Annotated in this window: 28 protein-coding genes and 1 pseudogene; 22 read left to right on the top strand and 7 right to left on the bottom strand. The window is 43.8% G+C overall.

Features of this window, described 5'->3' with window-relative positions; translation table 11 throughout:
* The first annotated feature begins 4 nt into the window (after positions 1-4).
* From IEV18_RS07470 to narI, 5 genes are read left to right on the top strand one after another with little or no spacing between them, the layout of a single operon-like run.
* Positions 5-298: a hypothetical protein gene (locus IEV18_RS07470; RefSeq protein ID WP_188391762.1), complete on the top strand. Its 294-nt coding sequence runs from the start codon at positions 5-7 to the stop codon at positions 296-298.
* Positions 279-3962 carry a nitrate reductase subunit alpha gene (locus IEV18_RS07465; RefSeq protein ID WP_188391761.1) on the top strand — a complete coding sequence of 1228 codons (3684 nt, stop codon included), beginning with the start codon at positions 279-281 and terminating at the stop codon, positions 3960-3962. Before IEV18_RS07470 ends, IEV18_RS07465 begins: the two co-directional genes overlap by 20 nt.
* Complete coding sequence (gene narH / locus IEV18_RS07460; protein ID WP_188391760.1) at positions 3952-5460, top strand: nitrate reductase subunit beta; 1509 nt, start codon at positions 3952-3954, stop codon at positions 5458-5460. The genes IEV18_RS07465 and narH overlap by 11 nt, the downstream gene beginning before the upstream one ends.
* A complete protein-coding gene (narJ, locus tag IEV18_RS07455) occupies positions 5457-6056 on the top strand; it encodes a nitrate reductase molybdenum cofactor assembly chaperone (protein ID WP_188391759.1) in 600 nt (199 codons plus the stop codon). Before narH ends, narJ begins: the two co-directional genes overlap by 4 nt.
* Before the next feature lie 32 nt (positions 6057-6088).
* On the top strand, positions 6089-6784 hold the full coding sequence (gene narI, locus IEV18_RS07450; RefSeq protein WP_188391758.1) for a respiratory nitrate reductase subunit gamma: 696 nt from the start codon (positions 6089-6091) through the stop codon (positions 6782-6784).
* A 52-nt stretch (positions 6785-6836) separates the two neighbouring features.
* On the opposite strand, the gene IEV18_RS07445 is transcribed toward narI, so the two are convergent.
* Positions 6837-8333 carry a nitrate/nitrite transporter gene (locus IEV18_RS07445; RefSeq protein ID WP_188391757.1) on the bottom strand — a complete coding sequence of 499 codons (1497 nt, stop codon included), beginning with the start codon at positions 8331-8333 and terminating at the stop codon, positions 6837-6839.
* Between the two features lie 180 nt (positions 8334-8513).
* On the opposite strand from IEV18_RS07445, the gene IEV18_RS07440 reads away from it, so the two are divergent.
* The 7 genes from IEV18_RS07440 to mobB all read left to right on the top strand — a co-directional run bounded on the left by IEV18_RS07440 (position 8514) and on the right by mobB (position 13611).
* Positions 8514-8990 carry a hypothetical protein gene (locus IEV18_RS07440; protein ID WP_188391756.1) on the top strand — a complete coding sequence of 159 codons (477 nt, stop codon included), beginning with the start codon at positions 8514-8516 and terminating at the stop codon, positions 8988-8990.
* Positions 8991-9084: 94 nt separating this feature from the next.
* Positions 9085-10083, top strand: coding sequence for a GTP 3',8-cyclase MoaA (gene moaA, locus IEV18_RS07435; protein ID WP_188391787.1), 999 nt, complete (start codon positions 9085-9087; stop codon positions 10081-10083).
* 12 nt (positions 10084-10095) lie between these two features.
* Entirely contained in the window at positions 10096-11103 is a 1008-nt protein-coding gene (locus tag IEV18_RS07430; protein WP_188391755.1) for a ThiF family adenylyltransferase, read from the top strand.
* Between the two features lie 12 nt (positions 11104-11115).
* Positions 11116-12399 (top strand): molybdopterin molybdotransferase MoeA, encoded by a 1284-nt coding sequence (locus tag IEV18_RS07425; protein WP_188391754.1) that lies wholly within the window; start codon positions 11116-11118, stop codon positions 12397-12399.
* Between the two features lie 9 nt (positions 12400-12408).
* The gene (locus tag IEV18_RS07420; protein ID WP_188391753.1) at positions 12409-12882 is read left to right on the top strand and encodes a molybdenum cofactor biosynthesis protein MoaE; all 474 of its coding nucleotides are present in this window, start codon (positions 12409-12411) and stop codon (positions 12880-12882) included.
* Positions 12879-13112: a molybdopterin converting factor subunit 1 gene (moaD, locus tag IEV18_RS07415; protein WP_188391752.1), complete on the top strand. Its 234-nt coding sequence runs from the start codon at positions 12879-12881 to the stop codon at positions 13110-13112. Before IEV18_RS07420 ends, moaD begins: the two co-directional genes overlap by 4 nt.
* A gap of 1 nt (position 13113) precedes the next feature.
* The gene (gene mobB / locus IEV18_RS07410) at positions 13114-13611 is read left to right on the top strand and encodes a molybdopterin-guanine dinucleotide biosynthesis protein B (protein WP_188391751.1); all 498 of its coding nucleotides are present in this window, start codon (positions 13114-13116) and stop codon (positions 13609-13611) included.
* Here the strand turns inward: mobB and IEV18_RS07405 are convergent.
* Positions 13608-14330 (bottom strand): Crp/Fnr family transcriptional regulator, encoded by a 723-nt coding sequence (locus IEV18_RS07405; protein WP_229733584.1) that lies wholly within the window; start codon positions 14328-14330, stop codon positions 13608-13610. The genes mobB and IEV18_RS07405 overlap by 4 nt on opposite strands.
* 153 nt (positions 14331-14483) lie before the next feature.
* Here IEV18_RS07405 and mobA point away from each other — a divergent pair, with 153 nt between their 5' ends.
* Genes mobA through modB form a run of 4 tightly spaced genes read left to right on the top strand, consistent with a single transcriptional unit; the run spans position 14484 to position 16995 of the window.
* A complete protein-coding gene (gene mobA / locus IEV18_RS07400) occupies positions 14484-15077 on the top strand; it encodes a molybdenum cofactor guanylyltransferase (protein WP_188391749.1) in 594 nt (197 codons plus the stop codon).
* Entirely contained in the window at positions 15074-15580 is a 507-nt protein-coding gene (locus tag IEV18_RS07395) for a MogA/MoaB family molybdenum cofactor biosynthesis protein (protein ID WP_229733583.1), read from the top strand. Before mobA ends, IEV18_RS07395 begins: the two co-directional genes overlap by 4 nt.
* Complete coding sequence (gene modA, locus IEV18_RS07390; protein ID WP_188391748.1) at positions 15564-16313, top strand: molybdate ABC transporter substrate-binding protein; 750 nt, start codon at positions 15564-15566, stop codon at positions 16311-16313. Before IEV18_RS07395 ends, modA begins: the two co-directional genes overlap by 17 nt.
* Positions 16314-16329: 16 nt before the next feature.
* A complete protein-coding gene (gene modB / locus IEV18_RS07385; protein WP_229733582.1) occupies positions 16330-16995 on the top strand; it encodes a molybdate ABC transporter permease subunit in 666 nt (221 codons plus the stop codon).
* 9 nt (positions 16996-17004) lie between these two features.
* Here the strand turns inward: modB and moaC are convergent, their stop codons facing one another.
* Positions 17005-17502 (bottom strand): cyclic pyranopterin monophosphate synthase MoaC, encoded by a 498-nt coding sequence (gene moaC, locus IEV18_RS07380; RefSeq protein WP_188391747.1) that lies wholly within the window; start codon positions 17500-17502, stop codon positions 17005-17007.
* Between the two features lie 214 nt (positions 17503-17716).
* On the opposite strand from moaC, the gene IEV18_RS07375 reads away from it, so the two are divergent.
* From IEV18_RS07375 to cyoE, 5 genes are all read left to right on the top strand, one after another.
* A complete protein-coding gene (locus IEV18_RS07375) occupies positions 17717-18241 on the top strand; it encodes a cupredoxin domain-containing protein (protein WP_188391746.1) in 525 nt (174 codons plus the stop codon).
* A gap of 17 nt (positions 18242-18258) precedes the next feature.
* Positions 18259-19743, top strand: a complete 1485-nt coding sequence (locus tag IEV18_RS07370; protein ID WP_188391745.1) for a cbb3-type cytochrome c oxidase subunit I — start codon at positions 18259-18261, stop codon at positions 19741-19743.
* Positions 19724-20356 (top strand): SCO family protein, encoded by a 633-nt coding sequence (locus IEV18_RS07365; RefSeq protein WP_188391744.1) that lies wholly within the window; start codon positions 19724-19726, stop codon positions 20354-20356. The genes IEV18_RS07370 and IEV18_RS07365 overlap by 20 nt, the downstream gene beginning before the upstream one ends.
* Positions 20357-20360: 4 nt before the next feature.
* Positions 20361-20924 carry a hypothetical protein gene (locus IEV18_RS07360; RefSeq protein ID WP_188391743.1) on the top strand — a complete coding sequence of 188 codons (564 nt, stop codon included), beginning with the start codon at positions 20361-20363 and terminating at the stop codon, positions 20922-20924.
* Positions 20925-21073: 149 nt separating this feature from the next.
* On the top strand, positions 21074-21976 hold the full coding sequence (gene cyoE, locus IEV18_RS07355) for a heme o synthase (protein ID WP_188391742.1): 903 nt from the start codon (positions 21074-21076) through the stop codon (positions 21974-21976).
* Between the two features lie 96 nt (positions 21977-22072).
* Here the strand turns inward: cyoE and IEV18_RS17575 are convergent.
* The 3 genes and pseudogenes from IEV18_RS17575 to IEV18_RS07340 all read right to left on the bottom strand — a co-directional run.
* Positions 22073-22153 (bottom strand): annotated as a pseudogene (locus IEV18_RS17575) (YjcZ family sporulation protein); the annotation flags it as partial.
* An 89-nt stretch (positions 22154-22242) separates the two neighbouring features.
* Positions 22243-22350, bottom strand: coding sequence for a YjcZ family sporulation protein (locus IEV18_RS07345; protein WP_188391740.1), 108 nt, complete (start codon positions 22348-22350; stop codon positions 22243-22245).
* 109 nt (positions 22351-22459) lie between these two features.
* The gene (locus IEV18_RS07340; protein WP_188391739.1) at positions 22460-23251 is read right to left on the bottom strand and encodes a DUF2268 domain-containing putative Zn-dependent protease; all 792 of its coding nucleotides are present in this window, start codon (positions 23249-23251) and stop codon (positions 22460-22462) included.
* A gap of 150 nt (positions 23252-23401) precedes the next feature.
* Here IEV18_RS07340 and IEV18_RS17435 point away from each other — a divergent pair, with 150 nt between their 5' ends.
* Positions 23402-23530: a hypothetical protein gene (locus IEV18_RS17435; RefSeq protein ID WP_268235416.1), complete on the top strand. Its 129-nt coding sequence runs from the start codon at positions 23402-23404 to the stop codon at positions 23528-23530.
* Positions 23531-23612: 82 nt separating this feature from the next.
* Here the strand turns inward: IEV18_RS17435 and IEV18_RS17245 are convergent.
* On the bottom strand, positions 23613-23898 hold a 286-nt coding region (locus tag IEV18_RS17245; RefSeq protein WP_229733581.1), incomplete at its 5' end, for a maturase.

Genomic DNA, 23898 nt, shown 5'->3' with positions numbered 1-23898 from the left:
CAAAATGTTTTTATTTGAACAGGAAGCAGATTTGACTCAGGACCGGGAGGATTTAATCGCTGTGTTAAGGATGCGCTTCGGATTGCTGGAGCCCGGACTCGTTGAAGAAATATACCGTCTCAATGATTTGGATACAATTGAACGATTAATTTTGGTTGCCGCCAATGCACCAACATTAAAAGTTTTTTTACGAGAATTTGAGGAAGGAAAAGAAGGGTTTCGCATTGTCGGGGAAGAGTTTAATCCGATAGGGTGGATCTCTTCTGGAGGTGATAATGATGGCAGGAAGGAACAATAAATTATTACAGTCTCTGCAGTATATTAGACGCGGGAACAAAATTAATGATAATTGGACGGAGGAAAGTCCCCGTTCGCGGGATTCGGAGGAGCTGTACCGGAGACGCTGGTCCCACGATAAAATTGTCCGCTCCACCCACGGGGTTAACTGCACCGGTTCCTGCAGCTGGAAAATCTATGTAAAAGACGGGATTATTACGTCGGAAACCCAGCAAACGGATTATCCTTCCACGGGTGACGATTATCCGGAATACGAACCGCGGGGATGTCCGCGGGGAGCAAGTTTTTCCTGGTATACATATAGTCCGGCAAGGGTAAAGTTTCCTTATATTCGCGGCGATTTATATGACTTATGGAGAAAGGAACGGAACGAGGGAAAAAATCCGGTAGCGGCATGGGAAGCAATTGTCAGCAATCCGGAAAAACGGAAGAAATATGTTTCTGCCCGGGGCAAAGGCGGATTTGTCCGTGTCGAATGGCAGGAAATTTGTGAGTTAATTGCCAGTTCTATTATATACACAATTAAAAAATACGGACCGGATCGGGTTGTCGGATTTAGTCCGATTCCAGCCATGTCGATGGTCAGCTATGCAGGCGGGGCAAGATTTCTTTCGCTGATTGGAGGAACTTTATTAAGTTTCTATGATTGGTATGCTGATCTTCCTCCTGCATCGCCGCAGGTGTGGGGGGACCAGACTGATGTGCCGGAAAGTGCCGATTGGTATAATTCGAAGTACTTCATCATCTGGGGAACTAATTTGCCGCAAACCCGTACTCCTGATGCGCATTTTATGGTAGAAGCCCGGTATAACGGAACAAAAGTCGTCGGTGTCAGTCCTGACTATGCCGAATATGAAAAATTTGCCGACATCTGGCTTCCTGCACGGGCGGGAACAGACGGTGCTTTGGCAATGGCAATGACCCACGTCATATTGAAAGAATTTTATGTAAAAAAAGAAACTCCGTACTTTCTTAACTATGTAAAACGGTACACCGATTTGCCGTTTTTAGTCATTTTACGGGAGCATGGTGACGAATATCGGACAGACCGTTTTTTGCGGGCCTCCGACTTTGATGATAAAGAAAAGCTTGGCGAATGGAAAACGGTCATTTGGGATGAGAAAAAGAAAAACATCGAAATTCCAAATGGAACGTTGGGCCATCGCTGGGACGGCGGCAACAAGTGGAACTTGGAATTAAAGAATGGAGCCGGGGAAGAAATTCATCCCCAATTGAGTTTTCTTTCCACCTCAGATGAAATCGTTCCGGTCAGCTTTCCTTACTTTGCTGAAGAAGAGGGAGGGGCTGTTACCCGCGGTGTGCCGGTTAAACAAATAAAGGACAAAACGGGTAATTTGCTAAAAGTAACGACCGTTTTTGACCTGTTAATGGCCCATGCCGGTGTGGACCGGGGGCTGCCAGGGGATTATCCGGCCGATTATGATGACCCGAAACCGTATACCCCGGCATGGCAGGAAAGCATTACCGGAGTGCACCGAAATCACGTCATCCAAGTGGCAAAGGAATTTGCGGATAATGCGGAAAGAACAGAAGGAAAATCGATGATTGCCATGGGCGGGGGTACAAACCACTGGTTCCATAGTGATCAAATTTACCGTGCGATATTAAATTTAATCTTGCTGACCGGTTCCCAAGGAGTAAACGGAGGCGGCTGGGCCCATTATGTCGGTCAGGAAAAAGTGCGGCCGGTAGAAGGGTGGAATGTTATTTCCTTTGCGACCGACTGGGGAGTTGCGCCAAGGCTGCAAAATGGCACGTCCTTCTTTTATTTCGTCACCGAACAATTCCGCTATGAAATAAAAAACGATGACGAAAAAGAGGATGCATGGGGCAGCAAGTATCGAGGCATGCATCCTGCAGATGTCAATGCCCTTTCGGCAAGACTTGGTTGGCTCCCTTCTTTTCCCCAGTTCTCGCAAAACTCGATTGATATCGTAAAGGAAAGCAGAGAACAAGGAGCAAAAAGTGATGCAGAAGTTATTCAGCACGTCGTTGAAAAAATTAAAAAGGGCGAGATTGACTGGGCAATAGAAAATCCGAATGACCCACGGAACTTCCCGCGGGTATTTTTCAACTGGCGATCGAATTTGCTCGGTGACAGCGGGAAAGGGCATGAATATTTTGCGAAACATTTTATCGGAGGAGAACACCAGGTAATGGCGAATGCGGAAAGCTCCTGGCAGCCGGAAATGGTACACATTTCCGATACGCCGCCGGAAGGGAAAACGGATTTGTTTGTCAGTATTGATTTTCGTATGACGAGTTCCGGTCTGTTTTCTGATATCGTTCTTCCGGCAGCAACATGGTATGAAAAATACGATATTAGCAGTACGGATATGCATCCTTTTATCCACCCATTTAATGCAGCAATCAGTCCGCCATGGAAAGCGAAAAGCGACTGGGATACGTTCCGTGAAATAGCCAAAGTATTCTCGGAACTGGCGAAGGAACATTTGCCGAAAACTGAAGAACTGCTCATGCGGCCGTTAGGTCATGACTCGGAAGGGGAGATTGCCCAGGAGTTAGGGAAGATCAAAGATTGGCGCAAAGGGGAAACAGAACCGATTCCGGGCAAAACGATGCCGCATCTTCAAATAATGGAACGGGATTACCCTCGTACTTATGAAAAAATGATCACGATCGGACCGAATTTAAAGAAAGGCTACGGCGGTAAAGGAGTTAAACTCCCGGGAGAAAAAGTGTTTGCCGAATTAAAGGACCGGCTTGGGGAATCAACATTTGACGGCATCGGAAAAGGAAATCCGGATTTGTTTTCAGACCGCAAGGCAATCGATGCCATTCTCTTTATGTCGGGAGCTACAAACGGCAAGCGGGCAGTGGAAGGCTGGAAGTCCATGGAGGAAAAAACTGGCCTGAAACTTACGGAAATTGCCGAGGCAAGGGAAGAAGAAGATTTCACACTGGAAGCATTAACCGCCCAGCCGCGGACGTCCATTTCTACACCGATGTGGAGCGGAATGGAAAAAGACGGACGGCGCTATTCTCCGTTTACGGTAAATACCGAATATAACATCCCGTGGCGGACGCTGACAGGGAGACAAAGTTTTTACTTGGATCACGAAATGATTCTTGATTTCGGTGAAGCATTGCCGTTATATTTGCCGCCGCTCAATAAAGGTCCATTTGTAAAAAATGACCGACAAGTGGCAGATGACGGCAAGTCACTGACGCTAAGATATTTAACCCCGCATCAAAAATGGGGCATCCATACGATGTTTACCGAAGCGACGCCGATGGTGCAATTGTTTCGCGGCTGGCAGGTCGTTTGGATGAATGAAGAAGACGGTGCATCAATCGGACTGAAGGATAACGATTGGATCGAAGTGTTTAACCGAAATGGTGTCGTCGTTGCCCGGGTCGTGCTTACGTACCGGATGCCAAAAGGAATGGTGTACATGTATCATGCCCAGGACCGGACGATGGGAGTGCCAGGTACGGCAATCAATAAAAAGCGCGGCGGAACCCATAATAGCATCACGAGAATTTCCGTCAAACCAACCCATATGATCGGCGGGTATTCCCAATTAAGCTACGGGTTCAATTATTACGGTCCGACAGGAAGCCAACGGGACACCATCGCTATTGTCAGACCATTAAAGGAGGTTGATTGGCTTGAGAATTAAAGCTCAAGTGGCAATGGTCATGCACCTGGACAAATGTATCGGCTGCCACACGTGTTCGGTTACGTGCAAAACGACGTGGACAAACCGGCCGGGGACGGAATATATGTGGTTTAACAACGTGGAAACCCGCCCGGGAGTCGGGTATCCGAAACGTTGGGAAGATACGAACCGGTACAAAGGCGGCTGGATATTAAAGGACGGAAAATTGAAGCTTCGGGCCGGGGGTCCGATTTCAAAACTGGCGAAAATATTTTATAACCCGGATATGGCAGAAATGGAAGATTTTTATGAGCCGTGGACCTATGACTATGATAATCTCATCCACAGTCCGAAAAGGGATAATTTGCCTGTAGCCCGTCCGGTTTCGACGATTACCGGAAAATATATCGACAAGCCGGAATGGGGCTCCAACTGGGATGATGATTTAGCCGGCGGAAGCGAAAATGTGGCCAAAGACCCTAACGTGGAAAAAATGCAGGAGCATATCAAAATGGAATATGAGCGGACCTTTATGATGTACTTGCCCCGCATTTGCGAACATTGCCTTAATCCGTCCTGTGTCGCCTCTTGTCCGACAGGCGCTTTATATAAGCGGGATGAAGACGGTATCGTTCTAGTTGACCACGATGCGTGCCGGGGCTGGAGATTTTGCCAAAATGGGTGCCCGTACCACAAAGTGTATTACAATTGGAATACCCATAAAGCGGAAAAGTGCAATTTCTGTTATCCGCGGACAGAAGCGGGTCTGCCGACAATTTGTTCGGAAACGTGCGTCGGAAGAATCCGGTACATTGGTGTTGTTTTATACGATGCGGATAAAGTGAAGGCAGCGGCCTCTGTGGAAGATCCGAAAGACTTGTATGAAGCCCAATTATCTTGTTTTCTCGATCCTTTTGATCCGGAAGTCCAGGAAAAAGCAAGAAAAGCAGGGATAACGGACCCGTGGATTGAAGCGGCCAAAGAATCTCCCGTTTATAAAATGGCGATGAAATGGAAAATTGCCTTGCCGCTGCATCCGGAATACCGGACATTGCCGATGGTATGGTATGTGCCGCCGTTAAGTCCGATTATGAACCATATTACGAATGAGGACGAATTAGATACGGACGGATACATTCCAGCCGTCGATCAGATGCGCATACCGGTAGAATACTTAGCTTCGCTTCTATCTGCCGATGACACAGAAGTGATTCGGAAAGTGCTGCTGAAACTATCAGCGATGCGGGTATACATGCGCGGAAAAACCGTCGGCGGAGTAGACGAATTTCGCCAGAGCGAATTAGTAAAGCAGGCAGAGACTACTCCGGAAGAAATTGAAGAAATGGCAAGACTATTAGGTGTGGCAAAATATAATGAACGCTACGTCATTCCGACGGGACGGCGGGAAATGGATGACGACCTTCATTACAAACGGGGAGCATGCAGTCTGGAAGAACTTGCCCCTCCGGAAGGGATGAATCCGCGATTCGGCATGATGAAGGTGAGAGAAAACTTATGAAAAAAGAGGAGCAAGCATTATTGATTTTGTCCGCGAGAGCGCTAAGCTATCCGACGGAACAATGGAAAATAAAAATGAAAGAAATGAACGAAGTCATAGAAGAAATATTTCCGAAAAGAAAAGGGCAGAGAATAACTAATATGTACGCTCCGTTGCTGCGGACAGAAATCCGGGAATTGCAGCGGATATATGTGGAAACCTTTGATCTAAAATCGAATCTCGGCCTCTATTTAACGGCTTACGAGCTGGGGGACAGCAACCGGCGTGGTGCAGCGCTTATTAAACTGCAAAAAATCATCAATGTCCACGGTTTTGAGAGGGACGGATCGGAACTCGCCGATTACATTCCGATGCTTTTGGAATTTCTGGCCGTCGCACCAAAAAATGAAGAAACGAAACGGCTTTGGAAGCGGATGAGTGTTGCTGTCAGTTATATGACGGAGAAAATCGACCGGGAAAACCCGTACGCCCAAATTTTAGAAATTTTAACGGCGTACGTTTTCCCGGTTCCGTCGAAAGAAGAAATCCGGCAGCTGGAGTTAGGGCGGGAAAAAGCCGATTTGGAAGAACTGCCTTACCCGATCATGTATCAATAAAAACTACGATTACACCTTTAGGAGGAATGCCTGTGGCAGATATATTTTGGTGGGTTATCTTTCCTTATATTACGGGTACGATCATGATTTTCGGTTTATTGTACCGATACGCCTTCCGTCAGCTGACGTGGGCGGCACCGTCTACGAATTTCCTTGAAAAAAAGTGGCTGCGGATTGGTTCCCCGCTTTTTCATTACGGAATCATCTTCGCATTTATCGGTCACGTCATGGGGATGGTTATACCGATGGAGTTTTATCAGTCGCTTGGAATTTCCGATCATGCATATCATATCGGTGCGATATGGGGCGGCGGTTTGGCCGGACTGATGGTCGTTTTCGGATTAGTCATCCTTCTCATCCGCAAAATCACCATTGACCCGGTGCGGATAAAAGCAACGTTTGCTGATTTTTTTACGGTACTTGCCTTGTTATTTGTCGCCGGTACCGGCACGTACATGACGATTATTTACAATACGACGGTGGTCGCATATGAGTATCGGGAAACAATCGGTCCCTGGTTTCGCAGTCTGTTTATTTTCCAGCCGAAATATGAGCTGATGGGCGGCGTGCCTTTTATCTTTAAACTTCACGTCGTATCGGCCTTTGCCTTGTTTGCTTCCATTCCGTTTACCCGGCTTGTGCATATATTCAGTTTTCCGATACGATATCCGGCCCGGCCGCCGCAACAGTATCGCTCCCGCTCCAATTACCGGAAACAGGGAGTATAAAAAAACTCAAGCGGATTTTCCGCTTGAGTTTTTGTCGTCTAGTTCCAATCTATTATTTTCCTTTCGTAATATCATAAAATCGGCCGACGTAATAGATGACTTCATCTCTGTCATTTTTCACTTCGCTGATCGATAATCGTTCATGAAATAGCTCTCCATTTTTCCGTTTATTCCATATTTCGCCTTCCCAGTGACCATTCTTTTTGATGGAGTTCCACATATTATCGTAAAACTTGTCGTCGTGTTTCCCGGAACGCAATATTTTCGGCGTGTTTCCGACTGCTTCTTCTTTCGCATATCCGGTAATCCGGGTAAATGCGGGATTCACGTTGACAATGATTCCTTTCCGGTTCGTAATGAGAATGCCTTCAGCCGCCCCTTCAATAATTTGCCGTTCGATATTCACCTTGTCCTGGTAGTACATAAAGATGACAATGACAAAACTGACAAGGGCAAATTCGGACAGCAGCATAAAGGCGATGGCATGCTGGCCAGTAATATTATTCACTGCCGTTAGCAATAAAGGCGGGAAAAAGCCGCCCAGTCCCCCCATTGCTGAGACGACGCCATTGACAATTCCTGCCTGTTTCGAAAAATACAAAGGCACTAGCTTAAATACGGTACCGTTCCCGATTCCGACGGTAACGGCAACATTCAATGCTCCAATCGTATACCAGAAAATATCCGGGGAAAAGGATAGGATGATACCAGATAACGTAACCCCGGCAAAGACAAAAAGAAGAATGACAAATGCATTAAATTTGTCTGCTAATAATCCGCCAATTGGCCGCAACAATGTGGCGATAATAATAAATACGGCGGTCCGAATGCCTGCATCCACCGGACTTAAGCCGAAATTGCCGACTAGCAGGCTCGGCAAAAACATCGTAAAAGCAACAAAGGAACCGAATGTAATGAAATAAAATAAGCTCAAAAACCAAAGAATAACGTTTCGGTAAACACCTTTAATTTCATCAACCATCGATTTTTTCGCCTTTTTCTCTTTCCGGTCGCCAAAAAGGAAAACGAGCAGGGCGATGGCAATTAATAAAAAGAGGTACAGTCTGACCGTGCTTTGCCAGCCGATGGACTCGGCAAGAATCGGGGCTCCAAATGCAGTAATCGCCGTGCCAATGTTCCCGACCCCATAGACGCCATTAATAAACCCATGCTTTTCTTTCGGATAATATTTTGGCAGGGATGTAACCCCAATACTAAAGACGGCTCCTCCAACACCTAACAACAGTCCGCCGATCACTAAGTCGGAAAAGCTGTCGGCGACACTGATGAGAAATACCGGGATTAACAGAATTAGCAAGCTGATAAGAAATATGATGCGCGCTCCAAACCGGTCTGCGTAAAAACCGATGGGAATGCGAAGCAGTGAACCTAAAATAACAGGAATCGCCGTGACGACTGACACTTGTCCCGAGGTTAAGGCGATGTCTTCCTGAATGTAGCTCATTAGAGAAGAAAGTAAAACCCATATCATGAAACCGACGATGAGACTAGATGTTTGCAAAGATAATTGAACGGATGGCTTGCCCATAACATCATCTATCCTTTCTTTCAGCTAGCAATTAGTATATGTTTTTGCAGGGGAAATTAAACAAAATCGAGGTAGAAATCGGAAATCCGTGATTTCTTTCACTTGCCTTGAAGAGTTTACATGGTTAAATAGTCATATATGGCAAGACAATCATGAATGGAATTTGCTGGAGGGAAAGTTATGAGCTACTGGTTTTATTTCAATTTTATTTTATTCTGTCTTTTATTATGGAAGGTTGCATCCCATTTTTCCTTTCCATTGTTAAAGATACATATTATTTTCGGAGCAATCGGTTTTCTCTTCTTTTTATATAATTGGACAAGGAATGCTGTTTTTTCCACCATTCGTCAAGCAAAGGACCGGCAAATTAAAATAAAGCTGGCAAATCTGTCGCGCAAAGCTATGCCATATCACCGCTGGACAGGAACCCTCGCCTTAGTATTTATTCTTTTGCACGGTATAGCGGTATGGAATACATTTGGATTTACTTGGCAAAACGGAAAGATGATGTTTGGTCTTCTCGCGCTGCTCAATTTAATTGCCATGGTGGCGACAGGATGGCTGCGGCTCGTAAAACCGTCAGGCAAAATGCGGCGGCTTCATTTGCGGTTAGGAATATTATTGTTTTTCCTAATCGGGATTCATCTGTTATTATAGAAGAACAACGACCATGAAGAAGTGATATTTCTGCTAACATGGACTTATAATGGTATGAGAGCGGAGGAGGGGAGATTATTTATTGAAAAAAATAATGGATAAGTTTGGCAGACCGATGGAAGATCTTCGCATTTCGGTCATCGACCGTTGCAATTTCCGGTGTACCTACTGTATGCCGAGGGAAATTTTTGGAAAAGATTTTGTCTTTTTGCCGCGGGAGGCGTTACTGTCCTTTGAAGAGATCGAACGGCTGGCACAAATTTTCGTCGCCTTAGGGATTCGAAAGATTCGCCTAACCGGGGGAGAACCGCTGCTGCGCAAAGATTTGCCCGTATTAATTGAAAAATTGGCCAAGATAAATGGATTGGAAGATATCGGTTTAACAACGAACGGCACCTTGCTGGCAGTGAAGGCGGATGCTTTAAAGGAAGCGGGGCTGAAAAGAATTAACGTCAGTTTGGATGCTCTAGACGAACAGCTTTTCAAGCAAATTAATGATAGCGGTGTCGGTCCGGAACGGATATTAAAAGGGATTGAAAAAGCAAGAGAAACAGGATTGCAAGTAAAAGTCAATATGGTTGTAAAAAAAGGGATGAATGAACAGGAAATTCTCCCGATGGCGACATATTTTAAAGACTTGGGAATCACATTAAGATTTATCGAATTTATGGATGTCGGCCAGACGAACGGCTGGGATTACAGTAAAGTTATTACAAAGAAAGAAATATACCATAAATTATCCGAACATTTTGAATTGGAGCCTGTACCTTCTGCATATTTGGGGGAAGTTGCGAAACGTTACCGGTATAAAGGGACAAATACAGAAGTCGGCTTTATAACTTCCGTTTCCGAATCTTTCTGCTCCTCCTGTACCCGGATCAGAATTGCGGCCGACGGAAAGCTATATACGTGTTTATTTGCAGAAAAAGGGTATGATTTGCGGGAGCTGCTGCGCAGCGAAAAAACAAACGAAGACATAAAAAATGCCATTGTCCGGATCTGGAATCAGCGCAGTGACCGTTACTCCGACGAACGGACAATGGAGACGGCAAAACATAAAAAGAAAATTGAAATGTCCTATATAGGCGGTTAGGGTGAGAGTAGAGTGGAAAGGTATTCCCGGCAAATATTATTTAAGCATATCGGAAAAGAAGGCCAGAAACGCCTGAGTCAGAAACATGTTTTCATCCTGGGCTGCGGAGCGTTAGGTTCTGCCAATGCAGAAAACCTCGTACGGGCAGGCATCGGAAAATTAACGATTGCCGATCGGGATTATGTCGAATTAAGCAATTTGCACAGGCAGCAATTATATACGGAAAAAGACGTGGCAGAGCAGATGCCAAAAGCAATTGCTGCAATGCAAAAACTGCAGGAAATTAACGGAGCGGTAGAGATTGATGCCCATGTTGCCGATGTTTCCCCAAATATGCTGTCTTCTATGCTGGAAACGGCAGATCTTGTCATCGATGCAACGGATAATTTTGATGCACGGCTGATGCTGAACGACATCTGCCATCAACGAAGGATACCATGGATTTTTGGTTCCTGTGCAGGGAGTACAGGAATGACATTTACCGTCCTACCAGGTGAAACACCATGTCTGCAATGTTTGTTAGATTCGGTCCCCGTATCGGGAGCTACTTGTGATTCGGTCGGCGTCATCGTTTCTGCCGTGCAAATGGTGGTCGCCCACCAGACGGCTGAAGCTTTGAAAATACTTGTGGAAGATTATGACCATCTCCGCACCCGGTTTGTTGCCTTTGATGTATGGAACAATATGTACCAGCAATGGAATGTAAAGCGGGCGAAAAAGGATTCATGTCCTACGTGCGGCAATCATCCGGTCTATCCGGCGCTTAAAGCAGCAGGCGAGACAAAAACAGAAATACTTTGCGGACGAAATACGGTGCAAATTCGCTCGAAAAAACATTTAAATTTGGATTTATTGGCAGAAAGGCTGCAGGAAATGGGGAAAGTCATCAAGAATGAGTATTTATTATCGGTTGAATATGAATCTTATCGGCTCGTATTTTTTCAGGACGGCAGAACGTTAATTCACGGCACCGATTCGCTAGAAAAAGCAAGAAGCATTTACCATCAAGTAGCTGGTTAAGGGGGAACGGAAATGGTTGAAAGAAGGAAGCCGATTCCAGTAGCTGAAGCAATTTCACGACTCTATGAATATCGAAAATATGGGGAGGCGGAGTTTGTTCCCATTGAAAATTGCTTTGGCCGGTTTTTGGGAGCGGACATTGTCGCTACCCATCCGGTACCGCCCTTCGACCGCTCCCCCTATGACGGTTACGCGTTACGGTCAATGGATACTTTGCAAGCAACAAGGGAAAAACCGGTATGGTTCGAGGTGAAAGGGACGGTAGGTGCTGGATCTGTCTATCCGGAAAAAGTTGGCCCCTTCGAAGCTGTCCGGATTATGACCGGCGCCCAAATTCCTTCCGGATGTGACGCCGTCATTATGCTCGAGGCAACAAAGGAAATAGAAAAAGACGGCCGTACATTAATGCAGATTAAAAAGCCTATTCAGAAAGGAACGAATATTTCCTTTGCCGGTGAAGATACAAAAAAAGGTACTGTAATCCTGGAGAAGGGGACGTATATTCATCCGGGGGTAACGGCAATTCTTGCTACATTCGGGTATCAACGAGTCCCTGTCAGCCGCAAGCCAAAAGTTGGCATTATTGCCACCGGGAGCGAGTTATTGGAAGTGGATGAGGAGCTTCAACCGGGGAAAATCCGCAACAGCAATGCCTATATGGTGTATTCACAAATCATCCGTGCAGGCGGAGAACCGGTGTATTACGGTCAAACTAGCGATAATTTGGAGACGTGCTATCGGCAAGTGAAGAATACATTGGAAGAAGTTGATTTCCTCATAACGACCGGCGGCGTGTCTGTCGGTGACTATGATTATTTGCCCGCTATTTATGAAAGATTGGGAGCCAACGTCCTGTTTAATAAAATAAAAATGCGGCCGGGAAGTGTAACGACGGTAGCCGAGTTGGACGGAAAATTGCTCTTCGGCTTGTCGGGGAACCCTTCCGCATGTTTTGTCGGCTGTGAACTTTTTGTAAGGCCGCTGATACGGGAATTTTTAGGAAGCACAAATCCCTTTTTGCCGGCAGGGCAAGCCGTTCTTTCTGCAGAATTTCCGAAACCAAACCCATTTACCCGGTTTGTCCGCGGATATATCGGTTTTGAAAAGGATACGCTCGTTGCCAAACCAGTAGGATTAGATAAATCGAACGCCATTTCCTCTCTTGGTGCGGCAAACGGTTTTATCGTGCTTCAAGGAGGAACGGCAGGATATAAAAAGGGAACGGCAGTAACTGTTCTCTTTGTCGAGTCACAGGACGGCCAAGAGTTTGACAGATTTATTAAAATGAAGTTTTAGGGGGATCCAATGGAAAATCACTTGTTTGAAATCGTAGAAGAACCGATTCAAATCGAAAAGGTAATTGCAAAAGTGGTGAGAAGGGAAGCCGGAGCGATTACGACTTTTATTGGAACCGTAAGGGAGTGGACAAAAGGCCGAAGGACTCTCTATTTAAAATATGAAGCCTACGTATCGATGGCGGAAAAAATGCTGCGGCAGGTGGGAGAAGAAGTATGCGGGAAATGGCCGGATGTAAAAATTGCCATTACCCACCGAATCGGGGAATTGCAAATTTCAGATACCGCCGTTGTCGTTGCTGTTTCTGCTCCCCATCGGAAGGAAGCATATGCAGCCAATGAATATGCGATGGAACGGATTAAACAGATCGTGCCAATTTGGAAAAAAGAACATTGGGAAGACGGGGAGATGTGGATTGGCAATCAGTCAGAAACGGTTTCTTATGCGGAAGGAAAACCAATAATTAAGGGGGATAAACATTGATTCAAGTCCTTTTGTTTGCCGAATTGCAGGAAAAGACAGGAAAGGCAAAAATTAAGCTTAAAGCAGGCCATATGACTGTAACCGAATTAAAGGATGTCCTTATCGACAAATATGGCATCAAACAGCTGGATAAAGTAATGGTTGCCATTAATGAGGATTATGCGGAAGATGAAGATCGGATTCAGCCTGGGGATACGGTAGCTTTCCTGCCGCCTGTCAGCGGAGGATAATGTGGACATTATCCAAATCGTCGGGTATAAAAATAGCGGGAAAACGGCGCTGGCTAACGAGTTTATTTCCTATTTGCGAAATAAAGGGTTTCTCGTTGGCTCGCTAAAACACCATGGACATGGCGGAACCCCTGCAGGAATTTACAACAAGGACAGCGAGTCCCATCGGAGAAACGGTGCCGTCGTCTCTGGCGTGAAAGGGGAAGGGATGCTGCAAATAACAAAGGAAAAAGATTGGCAGCTCGAGCAAATGATAGACTTATTTCAGTCATTTCGCCTCGATATTCTTATCATTGAAGGGTTTAAAACGGCGCCCTATCCGAAAATTGTTATGATCCGAAATACGAAAGACCTTTCCTTGGTGGAGCAGCTGACGAACATACAAGCAATCGTTTCCCGGGTTCCTATCAAGGGAAGGTCTTGGGGTTTTCCGGTTTTTTCTGCCGAACAGTTGGCTTTCGTTGTCAAATGGTATATGAAAGAAATGAAGAAGACCTAGTTAATATTGCAAATTTCGATCGGGCAGTCTTCACAGCCAATCTCGTCCTTTAAGTATTGGATATCTTTAATAAAAATTTTTCCTGATTTTTCGATCGATATTATTCCGTCTTTCCGTAACTTTCCGAGCATTCGGTTGACGCTTTCCCGGGTGGCAGCACAGAATTTTGCCAAATCTTGATTCGTTAAAATCAAATCGATTAAAATCCCGTCTTCCCTTTTAATTCCGTAACTGTTGGAGAGGCGAATTAAGGTAGAATAGAGTGCACCTTTTTTTCCGTTTAAGAGAAGGTCTCTAATTTTCGACTGGAATTTCCGCATATGGTTGTGGGTCCAGCGCATAAATTCGAAAGCGAGGCTTTGGTTGCTAAGGAGTGTTTCTTCCAAAATATCTTTTTGAATGACGAGAACGTCCGTTGGCTGCAATGCTTTTCCGCTAAGCAAATACTTCGGATTGTCGCTAAACAAAGTTAATTCCCCGACAATATCCGATTTTCGGCAAATTCTTAAAATCAGCTCTTTTCCATCGGCGGTCAGCTTCGTAACTTGTACGAGGCCGGATTTAATAATATAAATTTCTTGGGCATCGGAACCTTCGCGAAAAATAAAATCGTTTTTATCTACTTGTCTCGTCCGTCCTAAAGATTCGAGCAAGCTGCGAAGATCTTCCGATATTATTTCCCCGCTTGTCCGTGAGTTTAAAAATAAACTGGTTCTCAATGGCCGTCCATCTCCTTTTCCCATAAGACGTCTATGTTGTCTATTTTTATTGTAACATCGATTGGGAATATGAATGTTAATGAAAATGCAAATTTGTTAAATATGTCACAAAGTGTTCATAAAGTTGTAATATATAGGAGGCTAGGCGAAAAAATGATTACGGCAGGCGGCATCGTTCTTGCCGGCGGGAAATCCCGTCGTTTCGGTTCTCCCAAAGCCTTTGCAACAATCGATGGACAACCCTTTTATATGCGCTCGGTAAAGGCGTTGATGCCATTTGTAAAACGAATGATAATTGTTACTAATGAAGATTTGAAACCATTTTTTGGAAAGGGCGAATATGATGTAGTGAAAGATATGGAACAATATACAGGTCATGGACCGCTGGCAGGAATATATTCGGCAATGGAACGTTTTTCCTATCCGTGGTATGCCGTTGTCCCTGTCGATGTTCCATTTATCGATGAAAATGTTTTTCGGGTAATGCTTCCTTACTGCCAAGAACCGGTACAAGCCGTAATTCCTGTTGTCAACGGGAAAAAGGAGCCCCTCATCGCTATTTATCACCATTCGGTGAAAGATTCGCTTTCCTTACAATTAAGCCGTGGAAAACGTTCAGTTCACCAATGGTTAAAGGAAATCCCCAATGTTTGCGAAGTGGCAATGGAAAATGAAAAACCGTTTATTAATATTAATCGGCAATGGGATTTTGAAACATATATTGCAAAAAGGAGGGGAATGGATTGAAAAAGGATTCCGTTGCATGTGCCGTCATTACGGTAAGCGATACGCGAACGAAGGAAACAGATAAAAGCGGGATGCAGATTATGGAACTGCTCCGCAAAGATGGCCATCATGTCCATACTTACGAAATCGTTTCGGATGACATAAAGCAAATTAAAAATATTGTTACCCTCGCTGTTCGTGACGAGAATATTGAAGCAGTTTTAATCAGTGGCGGGACAGGAATAGCAGAGCGGGACGTGACGATTGAAGCCGTCGAGCCTTTATATGATAAATTGGTTCCAGGATTTGGCGAACTATTTCGTATACTTAGCTTTCAGCTGGATATCGGTTCGAAGGCGATATTGTCGCGGGCATCATGCGGGGTAGCGAATCGCCGCATCGTATTTTGCCTGCCAGGCTCCACCGGTGCAGTAAGACTCGCGATGGAGAAACTGATTTTGCCGGAGCTCCTCCACTTTATAACGGAATTGCAAAAGGATATAAAAAATGGCAGCTCGTTATAAATGTTTGTTTATTCTCTTATTGCCTCTTTTCCTTGCAGCTTGTTCCACCTCAGAATCGACAGAGAAAATTCAAATTACTGTTTCCGCTGCATCCAGTCTCGCTGACAGCCTGTTTGAACTGAAAGAGGAGCTGGAAGGGGAAATGCCGCAGGTGGAGATACTGTATAATTTTGGCGGCTCAGGCTCGTTAAGGAGACAAATTGAGTATGGTGCTCCCATTGACCTTTTTTTGTCCGCCTCGAAAAAAGATTATGAACAACTGATTGATGCAGGAATAATTAAAACCGGAAGTTTGCTTGTACATAACGAGTTAGTTTGGATTATGCGGACGGACAACGTCGGACATGCTTCTCCGCCACAGGGGAGAATTGCCATCGGCACGCCGAAAGCAGTCCCTGCCGGCACGTATGCAAAAGAGGCATTGGAGAATATGGGACTATGGGAAAGTTTGCACGATCAAGTTGTATATGCCAAGGATGCCCGCCATGTAGTGACATTAGTACAGCAAGGAACGATTGATGCCGGTATTGTTTACCGCAGCGATGCCCAGCAGAGAAAAGAGTTAACGATGATTCCAATTGATTCCCGGCTTTACAGCGAAATAGAATATTTTATTGGCATTATCGCAGGAGAAAATGATATGAAAAAACAAAGAGCTGTGGAAGAAGTTTACCGATTTCTGTTAAGCGAAGAAGCAATGAATGTTTACAAGAATCATGGTTTTCAAATGTAAAAGTAGGTGAAAAATCGTGGAATGGTCCTGGCATCCGGTCCAATTATCCTTTTACGTTGCCGGCACGGCGACATTCATTACGTTTTTGCTGGCGGTTTTTGCTGTGTTTGCAGTTGCAGTGAAGAAAAGGAAGGGGAGAACGCTAATAGAGACGGTGTTTTTCATGCCGTTAGTTCTCCCGCCAAGTGTAATCGGCTTTATCCTTATCGTTATTTTCGGCAATGAAGGGTTTATCGGCAAACTCATTTATCGCCTGACGAACAGTTCCGTCCTCTTTACGTCAACGGCAGCGGTAATCGCAGCGGTCACCGTCAGTTTTCCTCTTGTCTATCAATCGTTAAAATCCGGCTTTTTATCCGTAGACAAAAACATTATTAATGCTGCCAAAGTGGATGGGGCAACGGACTGGACAATTTTCTGGAAAATTATTCTCCCATTGGCGAAAGGTTCCGCATTAACCGGAGTAATTCTCGGATTCACACGAGGATTTGGCGAATTTGGCGCCACATTTATGTTTGCCGGAAATATTCCGGGAAAAACCCAGACAATTCCTACTGCCATTTATTTGGCGATTGAAATGGGAGAAATGAAGATTGCTTCCTATTATGCACTGATTAGTATTGCTTTTTCCTTTCTGTTTTTATCGATTATTCATTTAAAAGATAAAAAAAAGCCAGCATAACGGGACCAGTTATTCGGATAACTGGTCCCTTTTATAATCCCCGCTTTTTCCTCCGCTTTTTTCAACTAAGTAGGTTGGGCCAATGACCATCGATTTGTCCACTGCCTTGCACATATCATAAACGGTTAAAGCTGCTAGAGAAGCTGCTGTCAATGCTTCCATTTCTACTCCCGTTGCACCTACCGTTTTTACCTCTGCCGTAATAACGAGTTTTACGTTTTCTTTCTCCTGATTTTGCCAATCAAATTGAAGATTCACCCCTGTAATCGGAATAGGGTGGCACATCGGAATTAAATTTGCTGTTTGTTTTGCTCCCATAATGCCGGCAACTTGTGCCACGGCAAGTACGTCTCCTTTCTTGTTTTTCTGTTCCACAATATTTTCGTAAACCGCCTTTTTCATCTCGATGCATGATTTGGCAATTGCTATTCTTTTTGTTTCATTTTTTCCAGAAATATCTACCATTTTAGCTCGGCCATGTTCATTAAAATGGGTCAAATCACTCATTTTTATCACCTCTATCGTTCATTATCAAAGTTTGGGACAAGTGTAGCTTAAACATGAGAAAAACACAATAAAAACAACGTTTTCACTGTAATAATAGGGAAAAATAAAAAAAGTGACAAATTATTTAATAATCCAGAAACTGTGACAAAAGTCACAACTTTCCATTTCGGATATTCGTTAATATAAAAGCGATTATAAGTTAGGAGGGAGCTATATGGTACAAACAGTTGCTTGGATTACTAGTTTAGTATTTATGTCACTTATCGTTATTGTATTCTTCGCAGTAGCTGTGAAATCAAAAGAAAGAAGAGACTATGAACCAATTAAAAAGAAATGGTACAAAGCAAGAAAGTTTTATGCAACGACGGTAATTACGATTTTAGTCGTTGCTGCTTTAGGGACGCTAAGACAGCTTCCTTATGACCAGCCGGTTTATGGTGAAGCAGTGGAACCGACCATTGTCGATGTGAAGGCGCTGCAATTTGGCTGGGACATGAGCCAGACTGAATTTAAAGTCGGCGAACCGGTTGAATTCCACGTAACGAGTCAAGACGTTACCCACGGGTTTGGGATTTATAATGAGGATAAAACATTAATCGCCCAAACACAAGCAATGCCTGAATATACAAATGTTGTTTATATTACTTTTGACGAACCTGGCACGTATGAAATTTTATGTATGGAATATTGCGGATTAGCCCATCACTTAATGATCGGCGAAATTACGGTAACGGAATAAGAAGGGGGAGTGAATCAATGAGCAAGGATATTGCCTATCATTATGAAGACAAGTCAAGAAACAAATTAGTTGCTGCCTACTTGCTGACAGGCGGTTTGGTCATTGGACTTATGATGGTTTTCGGAATTTTAATGTTATTAAATCAAGGCGGAATATTAAATCTTTCTCCTGCAACCTTTTATCAATTTCTGACGATTCATGGAACCGGAATGATCGGGGCTGCAGCATTGGCGGCAGCCGGCCTAATGTGGTATTTCTTAGGACAATATGTCCAGCTTTCGAAAAAGATTTTTGTCTGGAACCTCGTATTATTTATTATCGCGGTTGTCATGGTTATCGTTGGCATATTTTCCTTTGAATACGCAAGTGCCTGGACATTCCTCTATCCATTGCCGGCATTATCCGCCAATGCATGGGGTACGATTGGGGCGCTGCTTTACTTAGTTGGAATGCTCGTGTTAGGAACTGGATTTTTACTTCTTTATATTGACACAGGAAGAGCAATTATTCGGAAATATGGCAGTTTAACAAAAGGACTAGGCTGGGATATTCTCTTTGGCAAGAAAGATGTAAAAGATGCCCCGCCAAAAGCGGTCATCGCAAGTACAATGGTTACAATTGTAAATACAACAGCAATTATCGCCGGTGCAATTGTACTTATTATGAACATCATTAATGTGATAAATCCGTCATTTACTTTCGATCCGCTGCTTGCGAAAAACTTAACTTACGCATTCGGACACGTATTTGCAAACGCAATTATTTATATGGCTGTTATTGTCGTATACGAATTATTGCCTAAATATGCGAACCGTCCATGGGGAGTATCAAAATTATTCCTTGTAGCATGGACTTGTTCAACCATTTTCACCTTAGTCATTTATACACACCATATGCTGATGGACCCGGTAATGCCTAGATGGATGCTTATTATGGGGCAAGTTTTATCCTACGCGAACGGCCTGCCTGTTCTCGTTGTTACGGCATACGGTGCCTTAATGGTAGTGTATAAGTCAGGCATAAAATGGGATATGGCATCCAGATTAGCTTATCTGTCCATGTTTGGCTGGGTTATCGGTGTTGTGCCTGCCATTATTGACGCAACGATTGTAGTCAACCATGTCATGCATAATACGAAATGGGTTCCTGGTCATTTCCACATGTATATGGGGGTAGGAGCGGTAGTAATGCTATTCTCCTTTATGTATTACTTAGCGAAAGTGGACAGCGATGTACAAGATACGATGTTGGATAAAATTGGATTTTTCTGCTATGCTATCGCCATGTTCTCGATAAGTATCCAGTTCCTAGTTTCTGGTGCAATCAGCACACCGAGAAGATGGGCTACTCATTTTCCGGAATGGATGGGACCTGCTCAATTCGGTGCCATTGCCGGCGTATTCGCAGTCATCGGAACTTTGATTTTCGTTATTCATTTCATTCGCTACATGAAGAACAGAGGAACTGCAGGAAGCGATATGTATGAAAAGAAATTGGCGTAATCATCTGGCAACGATCATTAGCATCGTGTTAGGTTTACTAATCATTTATTTTGGTACAGATGGTTTGCATGCCTTTACGGCGGAAAGCGCCAGAACATATAGACTAATGCAGGAACAGCCTGCATTTCCTGAAGTTACTTTGGAAGACAGCAAGGAGAGGGTTTATACCCTCTCCGAATTTGAAGGTAAATATGTATTCCTTACCTTTATCTATACAGCATGTACCGACGTTTGTCCGGTGCTGGAACTTAACTTAAAGGAAGTATACGACCAACTGCCGGAAAAATACATCGGGGAAGAGATTGTATTTCTCAGTGTCAGTTTTGACCCGGATCGGGATGACCCGGAAACGTTAGAAACATATCGGATAGCTTTCGGCAGTGACGGGGAAACATGGAGAATGGCGCGAATCCCTGACAAGGAGGAGCTTCAAGCATTGCTGGAAGAGTTTGGAGTAATTGTTATTCCTGACGGAAACGGAGGATTTGCCCATAATTCGGCATTTTATTTCGTTGACCGTGAAGGTTATTTAATCGAAGTGATGGATTACCAGCAGACAGAGAAAGCCGCGGAAAAAGTACTTCAAGTATTGGAGTCAGAACTGGAGGGGTAAAACGATGAAATCATTACTGCTTGGAATATGCATGATTATCGTATTGGCCCTGCCACCGATGAGGGAATTGCTCGAATCCGTTATGATTGTCCATATGCTCGTCCAGCTTCCGCTTCTTATTATCTTCGGCTGGATTATCGGAAAATATTTGCTGCAGCGGTTTCCTGGGTTTTTTGCCAATTGGAACGGAAATGGCATTCCTGGGATTATTATTGTCATTTTTGTCACGACCTATTGGATGATCCCGCGGGCGGTTGATGAAGCATTAACGTATCCGGCCGTTGAATTATTTAAATTTATTAGTCTTCCTATTGTCGGCATTTTGCTTGCGGACAGCTGGAAAAAAATCCTGCTAATAGGAAGGAGTTTCGTGTTCTTAAATTATTTGTCCATGTTCGGTTTAATGGCTTGGCTCTATATCGATGCTCCGATTCAGATTTGCAACAATTATCTTGTGGCTGAACAAAAAGCACTAGGATGGGGATTTGTCATTATTACTGCTGCCATGGTCCTTTTTACGCTCCAGTATGTATTTATCGACCATTCAGAAAATCTTCCATCGGAATAAAAAATCATTTGGTCATACTTTGTTTGACCAAATTTTTTTGCCCTTTTGACAAAATAATGACACTTTTTCTCAACATTTTCCTCTAATGATCAAATGATTTTCCGTGTTACAATATTCATAGATGAATAGTATTAAAGGAAGAGATTCATATGATACATGGGAAAGCAGTAAATGCTTCTGTATGGCTGCAGGACTTGAAACTGTTAATTAAATATCGTGTATTGTTGGCAAATGTCGTTCCAGTATTCACTGGTTTTTGGCTGGCATTATATTTTACAGGCTCATTATTCGGGGAATACGTAACCGAATTTTTTTGCACGATGATTGGCACGACGCTCGTAATGGCAGGAGCATTGATGTTGAATAATTGGTATGAGGCTGACATTGATGCGGTAATGGACCGTACGAAACAGCGGCCAACGGTTACCGGCCATTTTTCGTTGCGCTCCATATTAGCAGCTGGCATACTTACTTCCCTTTCCGGATTTGGAATCTTGCTGTTTACTACGGGGGAAACGATCGTTTATACGTTCATTGGCTGGTTTGCTTATGTCGTTCTATATACGATATGGTCGAAGCGGCGGTACACGATGAATACAATTATCGGAAGCTTGTCCGGAGCAGTTACGCCATTGATGGGCTGGGCAGCGGTAGATTCTGCTTTGCACGTTATACCTATTTCCTTATTTGCCATTTTGTTTATTTGGCAAATCCCTCATACTTTAGCAACAGCAATGAAAAAATGTGACGAATATTCCCGTGCCGGGGTTCGCATGCTGCCTGTCGTTTATGGTTTTGCTATGACGAAAAGACAAATGGCAGTATATGTTGCTTGCTTACTTCCGATTCCTTTCTGGATGGTTTCATTAGGCAATGTATATGTCTTTGTTTTAACAGTGTTAAATATTGTCTGGTTAGGCCTTGTGCTTTACGGCTTTTATGCAAAGGATGATTTGAAGTGGGCACATCAAAATTTCCTTTTCTCCGTAAACTATTTAATGGTTGTTTTTCTGCTGCCGATTATCTTGACGATCCCATCGTTTCCTTTTTAATAAATGTTAAAGCACCGGCGATGCAAGCCATTGCCGGTGCTTCTTTTTTCATTTATCTTCAACATGCAGCTAGTTTTGCTTTATGCATATTTTATTTTAGTACCAAGCTGCACCGACGATAATGAGCAAAATGAACAATACGACAATTAAGGCAAAGCCAGTAGCACCGTAACCGCCGCCATAGCCTCCTCCATAGCCGTAACCGCCATAACCGCATCCGAATCCGAAGCCCATCACATTCCCTCCTTTATTTTAAAATTTTCCGGTTAGTAACCTACGTAGGCGGAACCTACGATAATTAATAAAATGAATAATACTACGATTAACGCAAAGCCTCCACCGTAGGAGTATCCTGCGCCTCCTTTGCTGCTCATTAGCGAATCACCTCCGTAGTCATTTACGTTACATTATATGTTTCCCGTCGGTTGTTGATATGGCAAATGTCCCGATTTTCTTTATATTTGGGCTTGCGTCCTTATTGTTTTATTCTGATTCGGCTTGTACTTGGGCAATCTTTTCTGCTTTTTCATCAAGGAGGGAAGTGCTCGTATGTTGACGTGTGCGGCAAAATTTTTGTACCAAATAATATCCCACACTATACCCTAAGTAACGCGGATAGAAGCCGGTACCATACATCAGCGGTTCATATTTTCGGTGGCTAGTTTTAATATTCCGATAAGGGAAAAGCAGGTCATTCCACATTTTTTCCAGCTGTTTTGGGGTATAGTAGCTGACCCATCCAGCATTATATTTTTTTCCAAACCGTTCTTTCACTGCCTGTTCTGCCAAACCTTCCAGTATCATGGCATCAAGTAGGCGATAATCCTTTTCCTTTCTCGGGCCGTGTCGCAAGCGGCAAAGATGATGATATTCATGGGTGAATAAGGCTTGAGCTTCTTTTATATCATGAATTTCCCCGAAAAACAGAAACAGGTTACCTTGAAAAACAAGACCTGATTTTCCTTTCAAATCTTCTTCAATCAATCTTTTTTCGCTGTCCACAGGCAGGATGAAAATATTTACGTCTGGTCCCTTCCACTTTTTTTGTAAATAATGGAGCTCTTTTTGCATAACTTTCCAGATGTTATTTTCTTTCAAATGGCTAAGCAACTGTTCTTTTTTTATCATTGGCCGCCGATACATTCCGTGCAACGTAAGATAGCGAAATAAGTCTCTGTCAGAAAGATGTTTTACGTAAGGGCGGATTTTTCTGCAAATTTCCCTTGGGTCATCATAGGACTGTTCCAGCCACTTTTCTGTATTAATTACTGCCATAAATACACTCCTCGTCATCTTGTTTGCTGCATTATATTCTTTATCTGCAAAACTCGTTTATCGCTTCGGGATTGTCATACGGAGCTAGCAGGATTATAAAGAGGAAGTAAATGGCTAAGCTAAGAGAAGATAAAATAGGGAGGTGGACGCATGGCAAAGAATAGGGAAAAACCGACGGCTAAAATTTTCTCGAATGATGCGTTGCGGGGAAAACCGTATCTTGATATTGACCGAGTAATTGATGCAGGAAAAAGCAAATCAAAATCAGCAAGGGAGTAGGAAAATTGAGATAGGGGGAGGTGACTAACCTCCGTCCCTCTCACACCACCGTACGTACGGTTCCGTATACGGCGGTTCCAGATTATGTATGACGCAAAATTTCATATCTAGCGGATATGCTCTTTAGCCCTTGGCTTGACCAGTATTTGGTGCCAAGGGCTATGTGTAATATGGGACTCTTTGCGATACGCCAATATGCTTTCCTGGAGTTTGACCATTCATATGCCTTTTGTGGCGATATTCCTAATGAGATTCGTTTTCTCTTCTTGGTTCTTGGCAATTTCCATTCTTTCCAACGTATCATTCGGAGTCTTCGGTGTAACCATGATTCTAACTCTTTTAGGTTGCTTGGCGTTTCGATTAACTGA

Origin of the sequence: Compostibacillus humi, from assembly GCF_014637175.1 — a bacterium.
Taxonomy (GTDB): Bacteria; Bacillota; Bacilli; order Bacillales; family Amphibacillaceae; genus Oceanobacillus; species Oceanobacillus humi.
Note: the sequence above shows the minus strand (reverse complement) of the source record. Positions and strands in the feature narration are given on the sequence as shown.